19 protein-coding genes and 1 riboswitch are annotated in these 20,532 nt (G+C 47.1%); of the genes, 13 read left to right on the top strand and 6 right to left on the bottom strand.

What is annotated here, in order from left to right; genetic code table 11:
- Positions 1 to 70: 70 nt before the first annotated feature.
- Complete coding sequence (locus HGT71_RS03480; protein ID WP_214216633.1) at positions 71 to 1,141, top strand: YncE family protein; 1,071 nt, start codon at positions 71 to 73, stop codon at positions 1,139 to 1,141.
- A gap of 98 nt (positions 1,142 to 1,239) precedes the next feature.
- Here HGT71_RS03480 and queA read toward each other — a convergent pair whose 3' ends face one another.
- Positions 1,240 to 2,310, bottom strand: coding sequence for a tRNA preQ1(34) S-adenosylmethionine ribosyltransferase-isomerase QueA (gene queA, locus HGT71_RS03485; protein ID WP_214216634.1), 1,071 nt, complete (start codon positions 2,308 to 2,310; stop codon positions 1,240 to 1,242).
- A gap of 99 nt (positions 2,311 to 2,409) precedes the next feature.
- Between queA and HGT71_RS03490 the strand changes: the two genes are divergently transcribed.
- From HGT71_RS03490 to HGT71_RS03515, 6 genes are all read left to right on the top strand, one after another.
- Positions 2,410 to 2,991 (top strand): acyl carrier protein phosphodiesterase, encoded by a 582-nt coding sequence (locus HGT71_RS03490; protein ID WP_214216635.1) that lies wholly within the window; start codon positions 2,410 to 2,412, stop codon positions 2,989 to 2,991.
- A 115-nt stretch (positions 2,992 to 3,106) separates the two neighbouring features.
- On the top strand, positions 3,107 to 3,709 hold the full coding sequence (locus HGT71_RS03495; RefSeq protein ID WP_048911659.1) for a peroxiredoxin C: 603 nt from the start codon (positions 3,107 to 3,109) through the stop codon (positions 3,707 to 3,709).
- A 512-nt stretch (positions 3,710 to 4,221) separates the two neighbouring features.
- Entirely contained in the window at positions 4,222 to 5,004 is a 783-nt protein-coding gene (locus HGT71_RS03500) for a glycoside hydrolase family protein (protein WP_214216636.1), read from the top strand.
- 820 nt (positions 5,005 to 5,824) lie between these two features.
- Positions 5,825 to 6,472, top strand: a complete 648-nt coding sequence (locus tag HGT71_RS03505) for a lysozyme family protein (protein ID WP_214216637.1) — start codon at positions 5,825 to 5,827, stop codon at positions 6,470 to 6,472.
- On the top strand, positions 6,459 to 6,809 hold the full coding sequence (locus HGT71_RS03510; protein WP_214216638.1) for a hypothetical protein: 351 nt from the start codon (positions 6,459 to 6,461) through the stop codon (positions 6,807 to 6,809). The genes HGT71_RS03505 and HGT71_RS03510 overlap by 14 nt, the downstream gene beginning before the upstream one ends.
- Before the next feature lie 639 nt (positions 6,810 to 7,448).
- Entirely contained in the window at positions 7,449 to 8,717 is a 1,269-nt protein-coding gene (locus tag HGT71_RS03515) for a mechanosensitive ion channel family protein (protein WP_214216639.1), read from the top strand.
- A 28-nt stretch (positions 8,718 to 8,745) separates the two neighbouring features.
- Here HGT71_RS03515 and HGT71_RS03520 read toward each other — a convergent pair whose 3' ends face one another.
- The 3 genes from HGT71_RS03520 to HGT71_RS03530 form a co-directional block, all read right to left on the bottom strand.
- Positions 8,746 to 9,930 carry an MFS transporter gene (locus HGT71_RS03520; protein ID WP_214216640.1) on the bottom strand — a complete coding sequence of 395 codons (1,185 nt, stop codon included), beginning with the start codon at positions 9,928 to 9,930 and terminating at the stop codon, positions 8,746 to 8,748.
- A gap of 70 nt (positions 9,931 to 10,000) precedes the next feature.
- Positions 10,001 to 11,068 carry an AraC-like transcriptional regulator QhpR gene (qhpR, locus tag HGT71_RS03525; protein ID WP_214216641.1) on the bottom strand — a complete coding sequence of 356 codons (1,068 nt, stop codon included), beginning with the start codon at positions 11,066 to 11,068 and terminating at the stop codon, positions 10,001 to 10,003.
- 126 nt (positions 11,069 to 11,194) lie between these two features.
- On the bottom strand, positions 11,195 to 12,211 hold the full coding sequence (locus HGT71_RS03530; RefSeq protein ID WP_214216642.1) for a phosphotransferase enzyme family protein: 1,017 nt from the start codon (positions 12,209 to 12,211) through the stop codon (positions 11,195 to 11,197).
- 252 nt (positions 12,212 to 12,463) lie between these two features.
- Between HGT71_RS03530 and eat the strand changes: the two genes are divergently transcribed.
- The 5 genes from eat to thiQ all read left to right on the top strand — a co-directional run bounded on the left by eat (position 12,464) and on the right by thiQ (position 18,739).
- Positions 12,464 to 13,831 carry an ethanolamine permease gene (gene eat, locus HGT71_RS03535; protein WP_214216643.1) on the top strand — a complete coding sequence of 456 codons (1,368 nt, stop codon included), beginning with the start codon at positions 12,464 to 12,466 and terminating at the stop codon, positions 13,829 to 13,831.
- Positions 13,832 to 13,897: 66 nt separating this feature from the next.
- On the top strand, positions 13,898 to 15,238 hold the full coding sequence (locus tag HGT71_RS03540) for an aspartate aminotransferase family protein (RefSeq protein WP_214216644.1): 1,341 nt from the start codon (positions 13,898 to 13,900) through the stop codon (positions 15,236 to 15,238).
- Positions 15,239 to 15,322: 84 nt separating this feature from the next.
- Positions 15,323 to 15,417, top strand: a riboswitch (TPP riboswitch).
- A gap of 43 nt (positions 15,418 to 15,460) precedes the next feature.
- Positions 15,461 to 16,459: a thiamine ABC transporter substrate binding subunit gene (gene thiB, locus HGT71_RS03545; protein ID WP_214216645.1), complete on the top strand. Its 999-nt coding sequence runs from the start codon at positions 15,461 to 15,463 to the stop codon at positions 16,457 to 16,459.
- Positions 16,435 to 18,057, top strand: coding sequence for a thiamine/thiamine pyrophosphate ABC transporter permease (thiP, locus tag HGT71_RS03550; RefSeq protein WP_214216646.1), 1,623 nt, complete (start codon positions 16,435 to 16,437; stop codon positions 18,055 to 18,057). Before thiB ends, thiP begins: the two co-directional genes overlap by 25 nt.
- Entirely contained in the window at positions 18,029 to 18,739 is a 711-nt protein-coding gene (thiQ, locus tag HGT71_RS03555) for a thiamine ABC transporter ATP-binding protein ThiQ (protein ID WP_214216647.1), read from the top strand. Before thiP ends, thiQ begins: the two co-directional genes overlap by 29 nt.
- Here the strand turns inward: thiQ and HGT71_RS03560 are convergent.
- Together HGT71_RS03560 and HGT71_RS03565 are read right to left on the bottom strand one after the other, a co-directional pair.
- The gene (locus HGT71_RS03560; RefSeq protein WP_214216648.1) at positions 18,726 to 19,490 is read right to left on the bottom strand and encodes a DedA family protein; all 765 of its coding nucleotides are present in this window, start codon (positions 19,488 to 19,490) and stop codon (positions 18,726 to 18,728) included. The two genes, thiQ and HGT71_RS03560, sit on opposite strands and share 14 nt — an antisense overlap.
- Before the next feature lie 132 nt (positions 19,491 to 19,622).
- On the bottom strand, positions 19,623 to 20,201 hold the full coding sequence (locus HGT71_RS03565) for a histidine phosphatase family protein (protein ID WP_244986391.1): 579 nt from the start codon (positions 20,199 to 20,201) through the stop codon (positions 19,623 to 19,625).
- Positions 20,202 to 20,349: 148 nt separating this feature from the next.
- Between HGT71_RS03565 and HGT71_RS03570 the strand changes: the two genes are divergently transcribed.
- Entirely contained in the window at positions 20,350 to 20,496 is a 147-nt protein-coding gene (locus HGT71_RS03570) for a hypothetical protein (RefSeq protein WP_214216649.1), read from the top strand.
- Positions 20,497 to 20,532: the final 36 nt, after the last annotated feature.

The following is a 20,532-nucleotide window of genomic DNA, read 5'->3' on the forward strand; positions in this document are numbered from 1 at the left end:
CACTCAGGCTAACATCCTGCCCGTCAGGACGTTTATCTCTACCGGTTTGAAGTTAATCAAGGAGTTTAGTATGAGAGGAAGCTTTCCCTCACTTAACGCATTGTACTCGGCACTCTTAATGACCACCCTGACGGCACCGATGGCTTTCGCCCAACAACCAGCATCCGCAGCGTTATCCGCAGCCTCCTCACCTGTAGAGCGGCAACTGGGGGATGGCTTATATGAATTGGCCCTAATTCCCGGACAAAATAAGCTCTATGTTGCGAGTGCACAAAGTTTTAAAGACGTTAATGGTGGCGTGATCTATCGTTTGGATCCCACAACACTGGCCATCACCGGTGAGACACACACTGACCTGAAAAACTTCGGCATGGCCATCGATGATAAAGGCCACTACTTCTACACCACCAACTCGCTTGATGGGGGGGTTTCGAAGGTCGATACCCAGAGCGGGAAGATTGTCGAACGGCTCTTTTTTAAAGGTAAAGATAAAGATGGCGATCCTATTGGTGCGCGGGAAATCCTCTTCCACAACAATCAACTCTATATAGGTCGCGTCACCGATCCCGGTTATATCTCGATTGTCGATGCCCAAACCATGACCTTAAAAGGGAAAATAGAGAATGTCGGCAAATGGGTAACAGGAATAATCTATTCCCCGTCAACTCAACGTATTTATGCGGCGAGTGGCAGTGGCGAAATGGCGGTGATCAATCCTGCGAATAATAAAATTGAACATCGCTGGAAACCTGATGATGGACAGAAGTACCTGTTCCTCAATATGGCGGAAGATCCTACTACCGGACGTTTATTCGTCACCGATAACTCCGAAGGCAAGACGACTTTAGTCTTTGATGAACATTCTGGAAAAGTGATTAAGCGACTCCCGGGTGATGCCTTAGGGATAAAGTTTAATGCAAAACGTCACGAGGTTTATATTAGCCAGCGTGAATCGAAAAAGGTTATTCAACTGGATGCCACCAGCCTAACGCCAAAGCACGTTTGGTCATTCGGCGGTCATCCCAACAGCCTGCTGGTGCCACCTGATGGTAATTCGCTGTATGTCACCATCAAACAGGACTTTAACGCGGATAACACCACCAAGGGTCCAGATAGCGTGGCGAAAATTTCGCTGAATTAACCAGGGTCTTAAGGCTCGTCCCCCCGCTCTACCTTAAAACCTCTCACCTAAAAAAAAGGGGCTTAAATTAGCCCCTGTTTAATTATAGGTGTTCTCCCCTAGTCGTCCATCACCTCATTCACCGCTTGCGGGTTTTGGGTAATAAACATGGCATCACCGTAACTAAAGAAACGATATTGTTGTTCCACCGCTTGCTGATAGGCATTCATAGTATTTTTATAACCCGCAAAGGCAGAGACCAGCATAATCAGCGTCGATTCGGGCAGGTGGAAATTGGTGATTAACGCATCGATAACTTGATACTGATAACCCGGGTAGATAAAGATCTGCGTATCATCGAAGAAAGGCGCGATAAGCGCGTTCTCCGCCGCCTTGGCCGCACTTTCTAAAGAACGTACCGAGGTCGTCCCCACCGCAACCACTTTATTCCCTCGTGCTTTACAGGCCAATACGGCATCCACCACCTCTTGCGGGACTTCAGCGTATTCAGCATGCATAATATGATCTTCGATGCTCTCAACCCTTACTGGTTGAAAGGTTCCCGCCCCCACATGTAAGGTGACAAAAGCCGTTTCGATCCCTTTTTGACGCAATGCGTCCAATAAAGGCTGGTCGAAGTGCAGCCCTGCGGTCGGAGCGGCGACGGCACCCGGTTTCGCGCTATAAACCGTTTGGTAAAGCTCGCGATCAGCCTCTTCATCGGGTCGATCGATATAGGGCGGTAAGGGCATATGGCCGATATGGTTGAGGATATCTAATACCTCACGGCTATCGTGGAATTCAATTTCGAACAGCGTATCATGACGAGCGACCATGGTGGCCCGTACATCTAAAGCGTCACCTAATAGCAATTCCGTGCCCGGCTTCGGTGCTTTCGAGGCACGAACGTGGGCTAAGACCCGCTTTTCGTCAAGCATCCGCTCCACCAGCATCTCAAGCTTACCGCCACTGGCTTTTTGACCATAGACCCGAGCGGGGATCACCCGAGTATTATTAAATACCAGCAAATCACCGGGTTGTAACTTATCCAGTACATCGGTGAAGACGCCATGCTGTAACTCTCCCGAGGGCCCGTCTAACGATAGCAGTCGGCAAGCGCTCCGCTCAGGTTGTGGATAATGGGCAATTAACGACTCAGGTAAAGCAAAGTTAAAATCAGCAACGCGCATGGTGACTTATTCCGATAAAAATTTAGGCGCACAGTGTAACGGAAAAGAGGGCATTACAGAACCTTTGGCTTTTAGGGCAACTCAGGTAATAATGGCAGCATGAATTTTCTCGCTCATCTCCACCTCGCCCAGCTCGCCAGCAGCTCCCTCACTGGTAATTTACTGGCGGACTTTGTCCGCGGCGATCCCGCTGGCCGCTGGTCAGATAGCATTGTGGCTGGGATTCAAATGCACCGTCGGCTGGACAGTCTTTCTGACCAATTGCCAGAGGTCCGTGAAGCGAAACAACGCTTTACGCCGGAAACTCGCCGCGTCGCCCCCATCGCATTGGATGTGATTTGGGATCATTTTTTAGCCCGCGACTGGTCAGCCTTCCATCCTCAGCAAAGCTTGGCCGAATTCTGTGCCGTAGCTGAACAGGCCATTGCTCGCGATTTGGCTCAGACGCCTGATAATTTCCAACATCTCAATCGTCTTATCTGGCAGCAACGTTGGCTAGAACGCTATGCCGAGCCGGAAAATCTGGAGAACGTCTTTCGGCAAATGGCGCAGCGCCGACCGCGTCTTATAATGTTGGCTGACTGTTATCAAGATTTCATTACCCACTATCGCGAATTGGAAGCCTTGTTTTACCGTTTTTATCCCCGATTAATGGCACAGGCAACAGAAAAACAGCTTTAAAGTCCCCCGCCACTGCGTGGGTTCTGATACACTGCCTTCGCGCAACAGACGCAGGATCGGCTCATCTTGAGCCTGTGTCCTAAAACGATTTTATTCATTAACACTTGGAGTATGTATGGTACTTGTGACTCGTTCAGCCCCTGATTTTACCGCTGCGGCAGTTTTAGGTAACGGTGAGATTGTTGAGAATTTTAACTTCCATAAGCACATTGCCGGCAAACCTGCCGTACTCTTTTTCTGGCCAATGGATTTCACCTTCGTTTGCCCTTCAGAGCTGATTGCATTCGATAAGCGTTACGCTGAATTCAAGCAACGCGGTGTGGAAGTCGTTGGCGTTTCTTTCGACTCAGAGTTCGTGCACAACGCATGGCGTAACACGCCAATCGAAAACGGCGGTATTGGTAAAGTGCAATACGCGATGGTTGCCGATATCAAGCGTGAGATCCAACAAGCTTACGGTATCGAACACCCAGAAGCCGGTGTTGCCCTACGTGGTTCATTCTTAATCGACAAAGACGGCGTGGTTCGTCATCAAGTCGTGAACGATCTGCCACTTGGCCGTAACGTTGATGAAATGCTGCGTATGGTTGACGCGCTGCAATTCCACGAAGAGCACGGCGAAGTCTGCCCTGCACAGTGGGAAAAAGGAAAAGAAGGCATGGGTGCATCACCAGAAGGTGTTGCGAAGTACCTGTCTCAAAACGCGGCGAAGTTATAATCGCCTTGCCCCCTAAGACGTTAGGGGGCACTCACTTCGTGTAAGGAATTTTCGCGCCGTAAACTATCTCTTTGCAGCCCTTTTGCTTACTTTTCTCTTTCTAGCCTCTACTTTTACCCACAAAATAAATACTCGAAAATCTCCGAGTCAGAATAGCATCTAGCATCAATTGGTACAGACCTAGTAATAAATATAATAAATGAATTGAAATTAACGATAACCGATTATAAAAATCTTACCTTATTATTTTCTCTGATAAAAATTCGACCATAAAATTCTGAAAAAACAACCCAATCGGCGATGAGGTTACCAATATTGATATAGATCAAAAATAAAACCCTGTATATATGATTGTATTATTTTTCAGATCTGAATAAATATAAAAACCCTGAATATTTTTTTAGAGGATTCGATAAAATTATAGTAACTCACTCGAGGCTAAATGGGTGATGGAGGGCTATGGATTACACTAATTTCACATACTACCGTATATAAAAAAGGATTGATTTTATATGCCCACAAAATATTCCGTGGGACTTATTGCGACGAATAAGCGCAGTGATGTGATAACCATTCAAAAGTTATTAGTCAAACAGGGGTTTTCATTAAAAATTGATGGTCTATGTGGGAATGAAACAATAAATTCTATTAGAGAATTTCAAAAGAGACTAATGATTTATCCCAATTCCTACGTTGACATCAATGGGAAAACGTTGAGATTTTTGAATAGCAACAAAATGACTATACTCAATAATTTAAATTTTCATTCTGTAGGCATAGGTAGAAAATTCGATGTAACGACGTTAAGACTGAGTCAATCCGGTATTAATCTATTAAAAAATTATGAAAGTCTTAGATTAAAAATTTATGATGACCAAACCGGAAAAGAAATCAGCCACTACATTAAAGGGGCGACAATAGGTTATGGTTATTTAATAAGAAATACATCAGAGTTTGAAGAGTATAAAAATGGAATTAGTATCAGTCAGGCAGAATTGTTGTTTAGCAAAGTTTTAGTAATTCATCAAAATGCGGTTAAAAAACATGTGAAAGTTAACCTCACTCAACGTCAATTCGATGCGTTAACAATTTTATGCTATAACATCGGTATAGGGAATAACTCAAGAGGGTTCGGTGGCTCAACCGTTATCAAGATCATCAATGGAGAGAGCTCAGAGAATCTTAATTTAGCTTGGAAGGTGTGGAATAAAAGTCAAGGTAGTATTAGTTTAGGATTAATAAAACGCAGAGAGACTGAATTGAAAATTTATTATAAGGCTAATTATACAAGATAATGGAAAAATATAAATTATTTCTATTCTTTTTCTTCACGCTGATGTCGAGTTTTACCTACGCTAAATCGTTTTCTCACTTTGAAGGAAAAAAATTTAAAGCAACGATTGAATACAATTGCCATGAGGGTAACCTCACATGTAATAACGTCCACCTGAACTCTACAAATATTATTGATAATTCCACGATCAGTCTCGACGGCGAGACGATAAATACTAACTGCCCAGATATCTGTAATTTTCGAGGGTATAAATTTAAAAATGGTAAATATAATTATGCCTTTTATCCTAGCTTAACAGGGGACAGTTTGTGGGATTATGTAGTAACGTTGAATGACAAAGTGATTGCTAAGGACTTAGGTATAATGAAATAGTCGGTAAAGTTATAATTATGCAGACGCAGTACTTAGCAATGAGAAATGATATTTTTATGTGCAGTTAAACTTGGATAGATTCACTTCGTTATACACAGATAGCAAAAAAACACTATTTTGATTTAACCATTCTCCAAATCTAGACGAATATCTCATATTACATGGTCTTACCCAGTAATGGTGAATACACGACTAAGTGAGTCAACGCTAAAACAGATTATTACTCCTGACAATAAAAAATTCAGTGACCGCCCTATTATAATTCATCGCTATGTTAATCGATCTTACACGCCTTAGGACTTTTTATATAGCAGACTATTATACCTAGAAAAATCTCTCGATAAGCCTGATTTTTCTAAAAAACTTTCACCTACCCCGCTTTAACGTCAAGGAAATGTCAGAACACTTCGTAATATAGTTGATTCTGGATAGATTAAGGATGATAAAAAATGCTAGAGCCAAAAAAAGGAAGACTGACATTTCGGGCAGAAGGGAATAATATAAAATCAAGTAGAGATTATTCCAAAAAAATACACTGGCCTGGGAACTCTCTATCTTGCCGGAAAGATCATTCAGGCGTCACAATTGGTAGAGGGTTTGACCTCGGCGATAGAAATCAAACTAGCGTACTCATTACGTTAAAAAAAGCGGGTATAGAAAATAAAAAGGCCGAAGCAATTTCTAAGGGTGCCAAAAAGAAAGGATGTTTAGCCTATAACTTCGTCCTTGAAAACAGGGAGTCCATTGAAGAAACAACAGATATTCAGCAGTTAAGATTATTTGAGATAACTTATAAAGAACTAGAAAAAGATGTTGAAAGAATAAGTAAGTTACGCAAAAATATTCGCGATTACCATTCTAATCCGTATACCCTACCAGATTTAGCTTGGGAAAATATTCCTGATAAAATTAAAGAGGTACTTATCGACCTTAGATACCGAGGAGACTACACGCCACAAGTCAGAGAACTTATACAAAAAATGACTTACGATGGAGATATAGAGGGCTTCGGAAAAGCCATCTCTAATAGAAGCTTTTGGATAAAAGTACCTAATGATAGATTTAATCGGAGAGTTGAGTACTATGAAAAAAATTAAACTTTCGCTTTTAATTATGATTTTTTCATTTAACGTTAATGCGGCTTTCACAGAGCCAGAAATGAGTCAACTCAATGAAATAAACAACAAATATATTAATAAAGAGATTGAGTCTAAGGAAATTCTAAAATTAGCCATAAAAGAATCAATAGCTAACCTACCATCAGAAAAAACAAATATTCTAAAATTACACGAGCTGTGGAGTCAGGCTACTAAAATAAAATGTAGGCTTGCCATCCTTGAATCACTCAATACTGATGCGGAAACAGCAAGTAAATACGAATGTCTGGCTAATGAATACATTGCTGAAGCTAATTTCTTGAAGAGTACATATTAAACGCATAGGGGAAAGAGTATAGAATAGTCCAATGCATTGGTACTCAGGAAGGAGTGATACTAAGAATCAATACTGAGTAAGGTCGGTTTAATCCTGTCGGACAGTCAAGTTGAATGATGAACCGTAACGGCCTAATGATTGGCTACGTATCAGCGATTTTGTTTGCTCCTCACAAAGCCGTTCTGGCTTGTCGAAAACCCTCACAATACTTTCTCGCGTAGTAAACGTACATGGCCTTCAATCAACGCAGAAGGATACTTTGTCGTCTTATTTTTTACTACTCTAGATGCTTTCGTTTCACTGCTAGCAGGGAGATACCCCTTAACGATAATCATGATATGAGGCTGATTCAGGGTCATCAGACACTAAAGCTAAAAAAGGGCCGGGGAGCGCGCCATTACCCAAAATTCACGACAAATTTTCATGTTTAGTATTGTGAAAAGTACCAGAAAAAATGCAATGATGAACGTTGTGTGTAGGATGTTTCATAAACAACCTATTCTTTAGTTTGTTTTTAGATACTTCTTCACATGAATTGATCATGTCGAGTTTGATATAAACAGATTAGTGTAGGTTTAGGTATACTATGAAAGTCGAATTTAAGAAAAATATTTTATGTAAAAAGGACTTACGACAATAATGCAACTTCCACTACAACATTGGCTTCAGACCCTAGGTCTTACTCATTACACCGATATTATCGCAACGCTACTCATGCTTACCGCGATGATTTTCATCTCTCTGATTATTCACCTCTTACTTCATAAACTGCTGTTACCGATACTGAAAAAACAGTCAGAAAAGAGCCAACACCTTTGGCCAAAATCGTTATTTAAACATCGCTTATTTAATCGTGCGACCTGGCTATTACAGGGCGTGCTATTTCAGACATTACTGCATATCCTATTCGACCCACAGAGTATGCTATTCGTCGCGCTGACCACTCTCTGCCAACTGTGGGTGATGCTCTTCAGCTTACTGATCGCCTTCTCACTGCTCGATGTTATTCAAGCGGCGACAGCCAAAAGTGAATTTGCCAAACAGATTCCGCTGCGGGGCATCTTCCAAAGTATTAAATTAATTATGGCGATTTTAATCGTTATCTTGATGATTTCGCTGTTATTAGGAAAGTCGCCCGGCACCTTGCTAACCGGCTTGGGCGCTATGACCGCCGTACTGATGCTGGTCTTTCGCGATCCCATTCTTGGCTTGGTCGCCGGAATACAGCTGTCCGCCAACGATATGCTGAAGATTGGCGATTGGCTGGATATGCCAAAATACGGTGCGGATGGTGCGGTCATCGATATCAATTTAACCACGGTTAAAGTGCATAACTGGGATAAAACTATCGTGACTATTCCTGCTTATGCCTTAATTTCCGACTCCTTTAAAAACTGGCGAGGGATGTCAGAATCGGGGGGCAGACGTATAAAGCGTAGCGTCAATATCGATACCACCAGCATTCACTTCTTATCGGAAACCGAGATCGACCGGCTTGGACAAGCCCATTTGCTCAGTCCCTATTTAGTGAATAAGCAGCAAGAGATCAGCCAATGGAACACCCAGCGCGATAATCAAAATGCATCGTTACTCAATCATCGTGCATTGACCAATATCGGTACATTTCGTATTTGGCTGGAAAATTGGTTGAAGACGCACCCACAGATTCGACAAGATATGACGCTTATGGTGCGACAGCTCGCGCCCACCGAGAACGGTCAACCTATTGAGATTTATGCTTTCACCAACACAGTGGTCTGGGCAGAGTATGAAGCGATCCAAAGCGATATTTTCGATTATCTCTACGCGGCACTGCCTGCCTTTGGATTACGCGTCCATCAAACCCCAACCGGTACCGATATACGGGCACTAATGCCAGGCCAGACCGATCAACAGCGCAATAGTTAAGATGAGGGGGCCTGTAGGCCCCCTGATATTATGCTTGTTCTTTAACGCGCAACAACAGCAGTAGCGAGATAACCATCAGTACAGTTGCTAAAACATAAATCGCCTGATGTCCCAGCAGATCACTCAATAGCCCTTGGCAGAGCCCGGCGAAAATCATCCCCGTCGAAACAGAATTGGTAAATAAGGTAGTCGCGGCCCCCGCTTTCCCTGGCATCAGATCTTGGAACCACAGCATCACTAATCCTGCCACAATCCCAATAAAGACAGCATTCAGCAGCTGGATCACTAATAACCCTGTTTGATGGTGAAATATCAGCATGGCGGGATAGAACAGTAGGCCACATACCGCCGCAACGATCACCAAGGGCCGTTTACCGACCCGTTTAGCCAAATAGCCAGCCAGCAGCATCACTGGGATCTCTAACCCTGCGGCGGTTCCCATCAACACCCCTGCAAAGCTTTCGGGCATGCCCAAGCTGTTGCTAATATAAAGGGGCATATCAATGATATACATCAGATTACAGACCCACATCAGTACCGAGGCCGCAAACAGGAATCGCACATCCGTCCGTTTCCAGCCACTGGCTGCACTTTTCGCTAAATCCTCTGCCGGATAAAGTCTAGGTACGCTAGGTAGGGTTGTTTTAATTAATATCAGCGACAACAGAAATAGCGCCGCGGCGACAAGATAGAGGGTAATAAAGCCATAGTTCAGTGCCAGTGCAAAGGAGATCGGCGGGCCAATCACCCAGGCTAACGACATTTGCGCCCGCATCACCGAGCTAAACATCACTACTTCGCGGCCAGTGCGATCGGCATATTCCCGGGCCAGGGCAAAGAGTTGCGGCATAACGACGCTGGTTAAAGCTGAAAGGATCAGTCCTAAAGTAATCAGCACCACATATTGGCGTACAAAAGCAAACATCAGCGCATTGGCGATAGCCATCGCGCAGCAAAACATCAATAAGCGCCGACGGTCCCCTTTGCGGTCTGAGCGCTTGGCTAATATAAAGCTGATAATAATACCCGTCACGGCATTGATGGTAAAAAATAACCCTACCATAAAGGGTTTAGCCGCTAACTCTTGGCTGAGATAAAGACTGAGGGTAGGTGCCTGTAATGCTCCAGCGATGCTGACAAAAAAAGTCACCAGCATAAACATCATAAAAACGGGGTTTCCCCCTTTCGGGGCGGGCGGGGTAAAAGATTGCATAAATGGCCTATAAGACTAACGCCCTACCTGTGGTAAGACATGGGTCAACATGAGGCGTTTATCATATCAGTTACAGAATGATCGAGGTATCCGCAAAACGCCTTTCCGTTTGCGACTGACGCCATTGGCGAGGACTGGTACCGAACCAACGTTTAAACGCCCGCGAAAAGGCGCTCACTTCCGAATAGCCAAGTAACAATGCCATATCCGTCACCGATATATGTGGCTGTTGCAGAAAGCTCATCGCCATCTCCCCGCGCACTTTATCCACCAACCCGGTAAAACTGATGCCTTCTTGACGTAACCGCCGCTGCAGTGACCAAGGCGTCATCGCAACCTGCTCAGCAATCTGTTCAAGTTCCGGCTCCCCCTGCCCTATCGCGAGCTGGACCTGAACCCGAATCTGATCGATTAAGGGCTGAGTCGAGACATGGCCATTTAATTGGCGAATGGCATCTTGAGTCACCGTCAACAACATCGGATCGCTATCAGGCATACTGCGTAGACCATCACTTTTCGGGATCACCATACAGTTAGTCGGTTGGTCAAACCAGATCGGGGCATCAAAGGCTTTACAATGTTCATGCCACGCCGCCGGCCGCGGGTGTTCGAAATGGATTTCTCTCGGCGCCCAGTGACTGCCCAACGCGTGACGAATCAGGTTTAAGAACATACATAGGGTCAACTCGGCATCTTGTCGACGTTGAAGGATTGCACCGTGACGCACTTGATAATGCAGTTGCCAGCTATCACCCTTATCCACTAATTGAATCAGGGTATCGTGTTGGTGATAGGGGAAAGCACGCACGACATTGCGTAACGCTTGTTCTAAGGTGGCTGAGCAGATGCCGATATAGCCGATCAATCCTAAGGATTGCGGTTTAAATTGTTTACCATAATAAAGGCCGAAGTTATCGACGCCAGAATGTTTCGCCGCAACTTCCATAACACGACAGTAGTTGACTAAACTTAAGCTCATCGTCGGATTCCCCAGTAATTCTGGGTCAATCCCACTCAGGCCAAACACCCGATCAATATCCCCGCCTTGATGCGTAATAAATTGGCTCAGTCCACTCGCGGCTGCCGCTAAAACGCCATGATGAGCGGCTTGCTGAGAGGAGGTGAATAATGATTGCATGGTGATGACCTCATGGATAATCGCAACGATATACACTCTGGTGCAAACTTCATACCAAGAGTGAATTTTGCGATATAACACAGACTTATCATCACCATAACGCTAAGGCGTACGCTTTTTTGCGCCTTAGTAGTGCGCAGTTTGACCAATAGGTCGCTGCTTCCCCTCCAAATAGGTGCGACATAATCCTAGCGTCTGTGCCGACCAACCTTGCGCCACACTTTTCGCCATCTCTGTCTCGCAATGCGAGCCTAACCATGCGGTTAATTGAATACGCCGTTGAATTAATAAGGCAGGTAATATCGCGAAGTCATCGTCGCTAAAATGATGGATACGCTGGTACCCCTCGATCCAGCGATCGACCCACAACGGTGCAGAAGGATGATGCTCGACGAAACTGATCGCCGCCGCCAGATCATGTAAATACCAACCAAATCCACAATCATCGAAATCGATCACCCGCGTTTCGCCACGATCTAACAATAAGTTGGTGAGACGTAGATCGGCATGGATTAATCCAAAACGATCGCTGTGTTGACCATAGCGGGTCAGCTTTGCATCTACATCCGCGATCACTGTCTCAATAAGGTCATGATCACGGGTCCACAGATCACTGATATCACGCCAATCTCCCCAATGGCTGCTGCGGCCTACCATTGAATCATGGTCCCAGCGCAAACGCTGAAAATCATCCGGGCGCTGCCACTGGCGGCTATGTTGGTGTAACCGTGCCGTAATCTCGCCTAACTGCTTGAAAGCATCCGGAGACACCTCACTGGTCGGCATCTCGCCCTCAATCCAGTGAAAAAGTACCGCATGCCGCTGTTCATCCGGCGACAAGACATAGGTTTGAATACGTTCACCTTGCCCATCTCGCAGGGCTTGTGGTACTTGGATCCCTTCCGCACGCAGGGCATCTAACCATAATAGCTCGCTTTCGATAGCCGCTTTCTGATGGTAATTCCCCCGATGCAAACGCAATGCATAACGTTTTCCTTGAGCCATCACTGAAAAAGTCGCGTTTTCTGAACGGCATAATAATTTGATTTCCGCATTTTGTAGCGGTGGATAGGCTTGCACGACATGGTTCGCAATATGCAGTAATACCGCTTGGTCGAGGGCATCGTATTGTTTCACACTCATCATCTTCTCCTACGCAGCGTTAAAACCTAATGTGAGAAGTAGCATCCACCAGAGTGACCTCCGTGAGCTTGACGATAAAACAGGGAAAGTTGACTCGAGAGTACAGGTGTTACTTTTTACACAATGAGTTAACACTGGGTGACAACAAACTGTCTTTTCCGGTCAAGTTTCTCACCGTTAAGCACTGCATTATCTTTCGAAACGCAGCATCAACCTGCAAGAACGTCTTCAATCATGCTAACGGGGTTAACTATGACGACATCATTAAAACCAACGCTGGGGGCACTCCATTTATGGGGGATTGCCGTAGGGCTGGTGATCTCAGGTGAGTATTTCGGCTGGAGTTATGGATGGGGTGTAGCAGGAACGCTCGGCTTCTTAGTCACCACATTAATTATTGCCGTGATGTATACCTGCTTTATCTTTAGTTTTACGGAACTGACGACGGCGATTCCACAAGCGGGTGGCCCTTTTGCTTACAGCCGTGCCGCGTTTGGCGACACGGGTGGCTTAATTGCCGGTCTCGCGACACTGATCGAATTCGTCTTCGCACCCCCTGCCATCGCGATGGCAATTGGCGCTTACCTCAATGTGCAATATCCAACGCTCAATCCTAAATACGCTGCATTGGGCGCTTATGTCGTCTTTATGGGACTGAATATTCTTGGCGTAAAATTAGCCGCGATGTTTGAACTCATCGTTACGCTATTAGCCGTGTTTGAATTGCTGGTCTTTATGGGCGTTGTCTCCCCAGGGTTTAGCATGAGTCATTTCGTTGCCCATGGCTGGTCGGGACAAGAACATTTCTCGATGGCCGCTCTACCCGGTATCTTCGCGGCAATCCCTTTTGCGATATGGTTTTTCTTGGCGATTGAGGGCGCAGCGATGGCCGCAGAGGAGGCTAAAAATCCTAAAAAGACCATCCCTATTGCCTACGTGACCGGTATTTTAACCCTCGTGTTCTTAGCCATCAGTGTCATGTTGTTTGCGGGTGGCGCAGGCGACTGGCGTGCCCTATCTGGGATTAATGACCCACTCCCGCAAGCGATGAAAATGATTGTCGGCGAACACTCACGCTGGATGCATATGCTGGTATGGATTGGACTATTCGGCCTAATCGCCAGCTTCCATGGCATTATTCTTGGCTACTCTCGCCAATTCTTTGCCCTGTCTCGTGGTGGCTATTTACCTGCCTCACTGTGTAAGCTCAGCCGTTTTCAAACCCCGCATCGCGCTATTATTGCCGGGGGGATTATCGGGATGATTGTGGTCTGTAACGATGGCATGATGCTACAAGGCATGAGTTTAACGGCTGCCATGATTACCATGGCTGTATTCGGTGCTAACGTAATGTATATCATGAGTATGTTAAGCCTATTCCGTTTGCGTAAAACTGCCCCAACGCTTGAACGCAGCTACCGTGCGCCGGGCTACCCCGTCATCCCCGGTATTGCATTAGTCCTCTCCATCATCTGTTTTATCACCATGCTCTGGTTCAATCCGGTTATTGGTGGCCTGTTTATTGGAATTATGGTTCTCGGCTACCTCTATTTCCTAACAACTAAGGTGAGACGCCAAACCAGTCCATCGATCAATCTCAACATGATAGAAAGCGAATAATTCCAAGATAGGGCTGCGTCCCTATCTGTGACCTCTTACTGATGACTGCAGTGCAAGGAGTAAATAATGACCACACGTTCCACCATTATGGATACCAACAGCTTTCGCGCTGAACATGCTGAGGCATTGCGCCCTGAAATCCGTCAACTTACAGATAAACGCGATCGGATCCTTGGTGAATCCTACCGCCTGTTTTACCGTAATCCGGTTCATTTGGTAAAAGGGGAAGGACAATATTTATGGGATGCAGAGGGCCGAAAATATTTAGACGTCTACAATAATGTCGCCAGTATTGGCCACTGCCACCCTGCGGTAGTCGAGGCGGTGAGCCAGCAAATGCAGCAGCTCAATACCCATACCCGCTACCTCCACGAGAATATTTTAAACTATACCGAATCTATCTTAGCGACCACCCCGGCAGAGATCGATCGTGCGATGTACATGTGTACCGGCTCGGAAGCCAACGATCTGGCCATCCGCGTCGCTAAGTCCTTTAGTGGCGGTTCCGGGATCATCGTCACCCAAGAGGCATACCACGGCACCAGTGAATTAACCTCCGGCGCCTCTCCTGCACTGGGCAGTGGCCAAGCACTCGCACCGACTACTCGCGTGGTGCCTGCGCCCGATTTTTATCGTTTAACCCCAAACGATCCGGGTCAGTGGTTTGCCAATGAGATTCAAAAACAGATCGATGACATGAAACAAAACGGCATCAAGTTTGCGGGCTTCCTTGCCGATTCGATCTTCTCATCGGATGGGGTGTTACCGAATCCTCCTGGCTTCCTTAAAGCGGCGATCGATGTCGTTCATCAGAATGGCGGCATTTTCATTGCCGATGAAGTCCAACCAGGATTTGCTCGCACAGGGGATACCTTCTGGGGATTCGCGCGGCACGGTGTCGTGCCGGACATTATCACCACGGGTAAACCGATGGGGAACGGGATCCCTGTCTCGGCACTCTTTGCGAAGAGTGATGTACTTGCTTCGTTTAGTGATCATATCCCTTACTTCAATACCTTTGGCGGTAACCCTGTTTCAATGGCGGCCGCGCAAGCTGTATTAAAGGTGATTCAAGAAGAGAACTTACAAGAGCATAGCCGCGTGATGGGCGCTCGATTACTTGAAGAGCTGCGCCATCTACAACAAAAGTATCGCTGTGTCGGCGATGTGCGTGGCGCTGGGCTCTTTATTGGCTTCGAGTTGGTGACCGATCCAGAAACTAAGCAACCGAATAAGGCGTTAGCCCTAGACTTGATCGAGCGCCTGCGGGATCAAGGGATCCTCACATCCGTTGCCGGTCCTTATGGCAACGTACTGAAACTGCGCCCACCTCTGGCTTTCCAAGCCGCCGATATCGACTGGTTAGTAGGCGGTCTCGATCGCGCACTGGAACAGCTCTGTGCTTAATCGCTCCTTCGCGCGCAGTCAGCTCTGGCTGCGCGTCCTTTCATGATCTTTGCTTTCCTCTGACTCAATAATTGCCTAGAATGCTCAGACTCAACGGGGTGCAGTCACGAACTGCTGAGAGACACCCGTAGAACCTGATCCGGTTAATACCGGCGGAGGGATTTGAGCGAACCTTTCTCAGATCCTTTGCGCCAACGAGCAATATTTTTCTAGGAGCGCAAAGTGTTTCCAACTAAAAAGTTTGTTTCAGGGTTAGTATTAGCCCTTACCGCACTGCCCGCCTTGGCGGCTAAGCCTGTATTAACGGTCTATACCTATGACTCTTTCGCGTCAAAGTGGGGGCCTGGTCCAGCCATTAAGGCCGCGTTTGAGAAACAGTGTGGTTGTACATTGCACTATGTCACGCTAGAAGATGGTATTTCGCTGCTTAATCGCCTCCGAATGGAAGGTCCGCGCAGTAAAGCGGATGTGGTATTGGGACTGGATAACAATCTGTTAGAAAGCGCGACCAAAACCGGCCTCTTTGCCCCCGCCAATATCGATACGCAAAAGCTTAAGGTTCCTAATGGCTGGACCGACAAGACTTTTATCCCCTACGATTACGGCTACTTTGCTTTCGTTTATAACAAAAAACGTTTACCGCACCCGCCGAAAAGTCTGCATGAGCTAGTCGAAAGCCCTGAGAAGTGGCGCGTGATCTATGAAGATCCCCGTACCAGTACTCCGGGACTGGGGCTTTTATTATGGATGAACCATGTGTTTGGCGATAAAACCGCCCAAGCCTGGCAGCAGCTGGCGAAAAAGACGGTAACTATCCCTCGCGGCTGGAGTGAAGCTTATGGGCTGTTTTTGAAAGGTGAAGCTGACTTGGTGCTAAGCTACACCACTTCACCGGCTTATCACATTATGGAAGAGCATAATAATGACTACGCCGCTGCCAACTTCTCAGAAGGCCACTATTTACAGGTAGAGGTTGCGGGCCAGTTAGCGAAAAGCCCACAACCGGCGCTCGCCCATCAATTTATGCAGTTTATGCTGTCTGATGATTTCCAAAAAACCTTGGCAACGGGTAACTGGATGTACCCGGCAACGCGTCAACCGCTACCCGCCGCGATCGAGCAGCTTCCGGTGCCACAGCAAGCCCTGCAATATAGTGCGTCACAAGTGGCCGCCTCCCGCGCATCGTGGGTCGAGTCATGGCAAATGGCTGTTTCGCGCTAATGAATCGTTGGCGTCTTCCCGGCAGCATTGCGGCATTCACTATTCTGGTCTGTCTTAGCGCAGCGCTTATCGCGCTGCTGTTTGCCCCCCCCTTGCCCTCATTGACGGGACTACTGGAAGACGCCTACCTCCATCATTTGATCGCGTTTTCGTTTAAACAGGCCTCGCTCTCGGCCCTTATCGCCGTCGGTTTGGCGATTCCCATTGCCCGGGCATTACAGCGGCGACATTTTCCCGGTAAGGTTTTGCTGTTACGCCTTGCCAGCATGACCTTAATTCTGCCGGTATTGGTCGCGGTATTCGGTTTAATGACCGTTTACGGCCGTGAAGGCTGGCTTGCCATGCTGTGTCATCGGCTCGGTATCGATTATACCTTTAGCCCCTATGGACTGAGTGGGATTCTACTGGCCCACGTCTTTTTCAATTTACCGCTCGCCACTCGCCTGTTATTACAAGCCTTACAGCAGATCCCCAATGAGCAGCGACAACTGGCCGATCAATTAGCCATTCAGGGATGGAACCTGTTTAAATTTCTTGAATGGCCTTGGTTAAAACGGCAACTTTTCCCGGCTTTTGTGCTGATTTTTATGCTCTGTTTTACCAGCTTTGCCATCGTCTTAACCTTAGGCGGAGGCCCTCAAGCGACCACTTTGGAACTGGCAATTTACCAAGCATTAAACTTTGATTATGATCCGGGTCGCGCTGCACTACTCGCCATTATTCAACTGTGCTGCTGCGGTGGGCTATTATTATGCAGCCATTGGTTGACCCCGCTTCGCGCCCATGAGGTCAGTCTACGCCAGACTTGGCAGCCTAAAGTGGAAGGTCTAGGGGCCGCTATTACCGACGCGGTAGCGTTACTGGTTCTGTTTCTATTGCTGATCCCGCCCCTTATCGCGGTTATCACTGCCGGCATCGGTCCTCAGACACTTGCAGCCTTAACCGACCCGGCACTATGGCAGGCCGTCGCGCTTTCACTTAAGATTGCTGTAGTCGCTGGCGTGCTCAGTGTCAGTATTACCCTGATGATATTGTGGACGTCACGGGAATACCGTCGACGACAGCAGTATGGCTGGGCCAGTTGTCTTGAAGGCAGTGCAATGCTTATTTTAGGCGTGCCAAGCATTGTTCTCGCGACAGGGGCTTTTCTGATCCTTAACCAAACCATCGGACTTGCTCGTTCACCCACCTATCTGGTCATTATCGTCAATACCTTGATGGCATTACCTTATGCCAGTAAGTTACTCGAGAGCCCGATGCGTGACTTAGCGAATCAATATAGCCGTCTGTGTCTCTCATTGAATTTAACGGGATGGCAACGGTTACGTCATATTGAGTTACCAACGCTGCGACAGCCGCTGTTACAAGCCTTTGCGTTCGCCTCATTAATGTCGATGGGCGATTTCGGCGTGATTGCCCTGTTCGGTAGCCAAGATTTTCAAACGCTACCCTATTACCTCTATCAGCAGATGGGCGCTTACCGGACACAACAGGCGGCGGTGACTGCACTACTCTTATTACTGCTATGCTTCCTGATTTTTATCCTTATTGAAACCTTGGCGGACCGTGATGCTCACCGTAAATCAACTAGGTTGTGATTACCCACAACAACCCCTAAGTTTTACCTTATCCGTGTCGGCGGGGGAACGGGTGGTGATATTGGGCCCTAGCGGCGCGGGCAAAAGCACACTGCTCAATCTCATTGCCGGTTTCATCCCTGCCAGCCAAGGAGAGGTATGGATTGCGGATCAGAACGTGACGACCTTGGCGCCAGCCAAACGACCGCTGTCGATGCTGTTTCAGGAAAATAATCTTTTTACCCACCTGACCGTTAGACAGAATCTCGCCCTCGGCTTATCCCCTGCCATGCGTCTGTCTGCCGCCCAGAAAGAGAAGCTTTTAGCATTAGCTGATCGTACTGGCCTATTGCCCCTGATGGATCGGTTACCTTCGCAGCTTTCCGGTGGGCAACGACAACGCGTTGCGTTGACCCGCTGTCTATTACGCGAACAGCCTTTACTCCTACTGGATGAACCTTTTTCGGCCTTAGACCCTGCCCTGCGCCAAGAAATGTTAGTCCTTACTCAAGCGCTATGTCAGGAGAATCAATTAACTCTCGTGATGGTCTCGCACCAACTCGCGGACGCTCGTTTTCTTGCCGATCGCTGTATTGTGATTGACCAAGGAGAGGTCGCCTGGAGTGGGAGCTGGCAGCAACTGGAAAAAGGCGACAGTGAAGCCGCCAAAATGTTAGGGGTACCGCCTACTAATGGCCAATAAATACTTTCCACAATAAGTGGCCAAACATTGGCATCATTGGATGTTGAAGCAATAGACACAAGGCGATGACGGTAATTCCCACCGTGATTGGCGCAAGATAGCGTAGGCGTGCCGGCGTTAACCAACCCTTAGCGACCGCTTCTTTAGCCGGACGTAACCAGCGCCAAGCAAGCCAAACACTGACCCAAATCAGCACTGCCACCCCGGCTAAATACCATTTGAATAAACTATCTTGTGCGCCAGCAGGCACATCAATCGCCACCCCCGCAAGAATTCCGGGTAGTAAGTAGATGGGCGGCCATAAAATGCATCCCACAAGATTGGGGGGTAAGAATTTTTTCGCTGGGAGCTCTAGCATGCCGGCAATCAACGGGATAAGTGGACGCGTAGGCCCGACAAAGCGGCCAATTAAGATGGTCGCGACGCTATGATTATGTAATGCGTGTTCGGTCTTGTTGAGCAGGGCTTGATGTTTCTGTAAATACTTCCAGCGATGTAACGGACCTTGGAATTTCCAACCGATATAAAACGATAACCAGTCCCCCACCAAGCATCCAATAAAACCTGCTGCCCACGCTGGATAGAGGCTGATATGGCCGCTACCAATGAGTGCACCGAGCGAAGCCATCATGACGGTTCCAGGCAGTATTAAGCCAACCAAGGCTAAGGACTCCAAAAAGGTCACAACCGCAACAACGCCTATCGCCCAGCCGACCGATTGCTCTAATAAATGTTGGATCCAGGCTTCCATTAACTTTCCTCGTAATTCTCGAGCTCGGATTGTTGCGGTCTGTACCGACCACGTCAAGTAAAGTTACCGATATTAAAACACTCCGAAACAAAATCGCTAACGCCTCAGCGAACCCTGTTTCATTTTTACGCTTCACTCTGGCGCGATAGGGTTGACGCACGCCGTCGGTAAATGGTTTAACCCCTCTTTTTCCAGCGTAAACGACTTGAACCGACGATGCTTATCAAGCTCAACCAGATAAATCGAATCATAATCAAACGGCGAAATAGACGGAATCTGCACGCTATCCCCCCCTGTGCTCGCCACCAGTTCTTTTACCGCGTCAACTAAGTGATCGTGCTCCCAGGCGATATAGGTTACTTGATGGTTATCGCTCGCTAACAAGCGACTGACTAAGGCATGGGTATCGCGAGCATGAAATTGTAAACCTATGCTCTCAGAGGTCTGAATAGCGAGCGGCATCAGTGTCGCAACGGCCCGAATTGAACTGCCCTCTTTCTCTTCGATGGGTGCCGAGGCGTACAGTTCGTCCGGTTTACCAAAGCGAGGGACGAGTACCCCAGGTAGACGCAAGGCACGGTTTAATCCTTGGCACGAGAGCTGGCCACTAAAATTCATCTGTTTTTCTGCATGACGGAAGAAAACAAAGGTCCGCTCTGCATGGCAGTTCGCGGCCACCACCAGTAGTAAAAGAAAAAAGACGTTACGCAAGATTCACTCCTCCAGCCAGAAATGATGTTGAATGACTATAACCGATTGCCATGTCATGACAGTCACCGCTTACCGCGATGTTTAGTATTGATTGAGGAAGTGGCGCCTATTTCTACGCTAATTTAAGAGGGTTCTATCAGAAAGTATTTTGTCATGTCCCCAAGGGATGGGGGAAACCGTTAGGGGATTGATCAATAAGGTAAGACTGTACGACGTCGCCGTGTGGACAATAAATCGTCACGCTGGCCATGGCAGTAGCTTAACGACTTACTATCTCACTTATTCAACCAATTAGCGCCATTCCCCAAAATTCCAGCTCTCTATTGCAATA

Origin of the sequence: Rosenbergiella epipactidis, assembly GCF_018494055.1 — a bacterium.
Lineage (GTDB): Bacteria > Pseudomonadota > Gammaproteobacteria > Enterobacterales > Enterobacteriaceae > Rosenbergiella > Rosenbergiella epipactidis.

Excerpts from the sequence above, each read along its gene's own strand:
- qhpR (WP_214216641.1), bottom strand. The coding sequence starts at position 11,068 with ATGCAATCATTATTCACCTCCTCTCAGCAAGCCGCTCATCATGGCGTT.
- HGT71_RS03495 (WP_048911659.1), top strand. The coding sequence starts at position 3,107 with ATGGTACTTGTGACTCGTTCAGCCCCTGATTTTACCGCTGCGGCAGTT.
- HGT71_RS03510 (WP_214216638.1), top strand. The coding sequence starts at position 6,459 with ATGAAAAAAATTAAACTTTCGCTTTTAATTATGATTTTTTCATTTAAC.
- HGT71_RS03490 (WP_214216635.1), top strand. The coding sequence starts at position 2,410 with ATGAATTTTCTCGCTCATCTCCACCTCGCCCAGCTCGCCAGCAGCTCC.
- thiP (WP_214216646.1), top strand. The coding sequence starts at position 16,435 with ATGGCAAATGGCTGTTTCGCGCTAATGAATCGTTGGCGTCTTCCCGGC.
- thiQ (WP_214216647.1), top strand. The coding sequence starts at position 18,029 with ATGCTCACCGTAAATCAACTAGGTTGTGATTACCCACAACAACCCCTA.
- HGT71_RS03500 (WP_214216636.1), top strand. The coding sequence starts at position 4,222 with ATGCCCACAAAATATTCCGTGGGACTTATTGCGACGAATAAGCGCAGT.
- HGT71_RS03515 (WP_214216639.1), top strand. The coding sequence starts at position 7,449 with ATGCAACTTCCACTACAACATTGGCTTCAGACCCTAGGTCTTACTCAT.
- HGT71_RS03520 (WP_214216640.1), bottom strand. The coding sequence starts at position 9,930 with ATGCAATCTTTTACCCCGCCCGCCCCGAAAGGGGGAAACCCCGTTTTT.
- queA (WP_214216634.1), bottom strand. The coding sequence starts at position 2,310 with ATGCGCGTTGCTGATTTTAACTTTGCTTTACCTGAGTCGTTAATTGCC.
- HGT71_RS03480 (WP_214216633.1), top strand. The coding sequence starts at position 71 with ATGAGAGGAAGCTTTCCCTCACTTAACGCATTGTACTCGGCACTCTTA.
- HGT71_RS03540 (WP_214216644.1), top strand. The coding sequence starts at position 13,898 with ATGACCACACGTTCCACCATTATGGATACCAACAGCTTTCGCGCTGAA.
- eat (WP_214216643.1), top strand. The coding sequence starts at position 12,464 with ATGACGACATCATTAAAACCAACGCTGGGGGCACTCCATTTATGGGGG.
- HGT71_RS03560 (WP_214216648.1), bottom strand. The coding sequence starts at position 19,490 with ATGGAAGCCTGGATCCAACATTTATTAGAGCAATCGGTCGGCTGGGCG.
- HGT71_RS03505 (WP_214216637.1), top strand. The coding sequence starts at position 5,825 with ATGCTAGAGCCAAAAAAAGGAAGACTGACATTTCGGGCAGAAGGGAAT.
- HGT71_RS03530 (WP_214216642.1), bottom strand. The coding sequence starts at position 12,211 with ATGAGTGTGAAACAATACGATGCCCTCGACCAAGCGGTATTACTGCAT.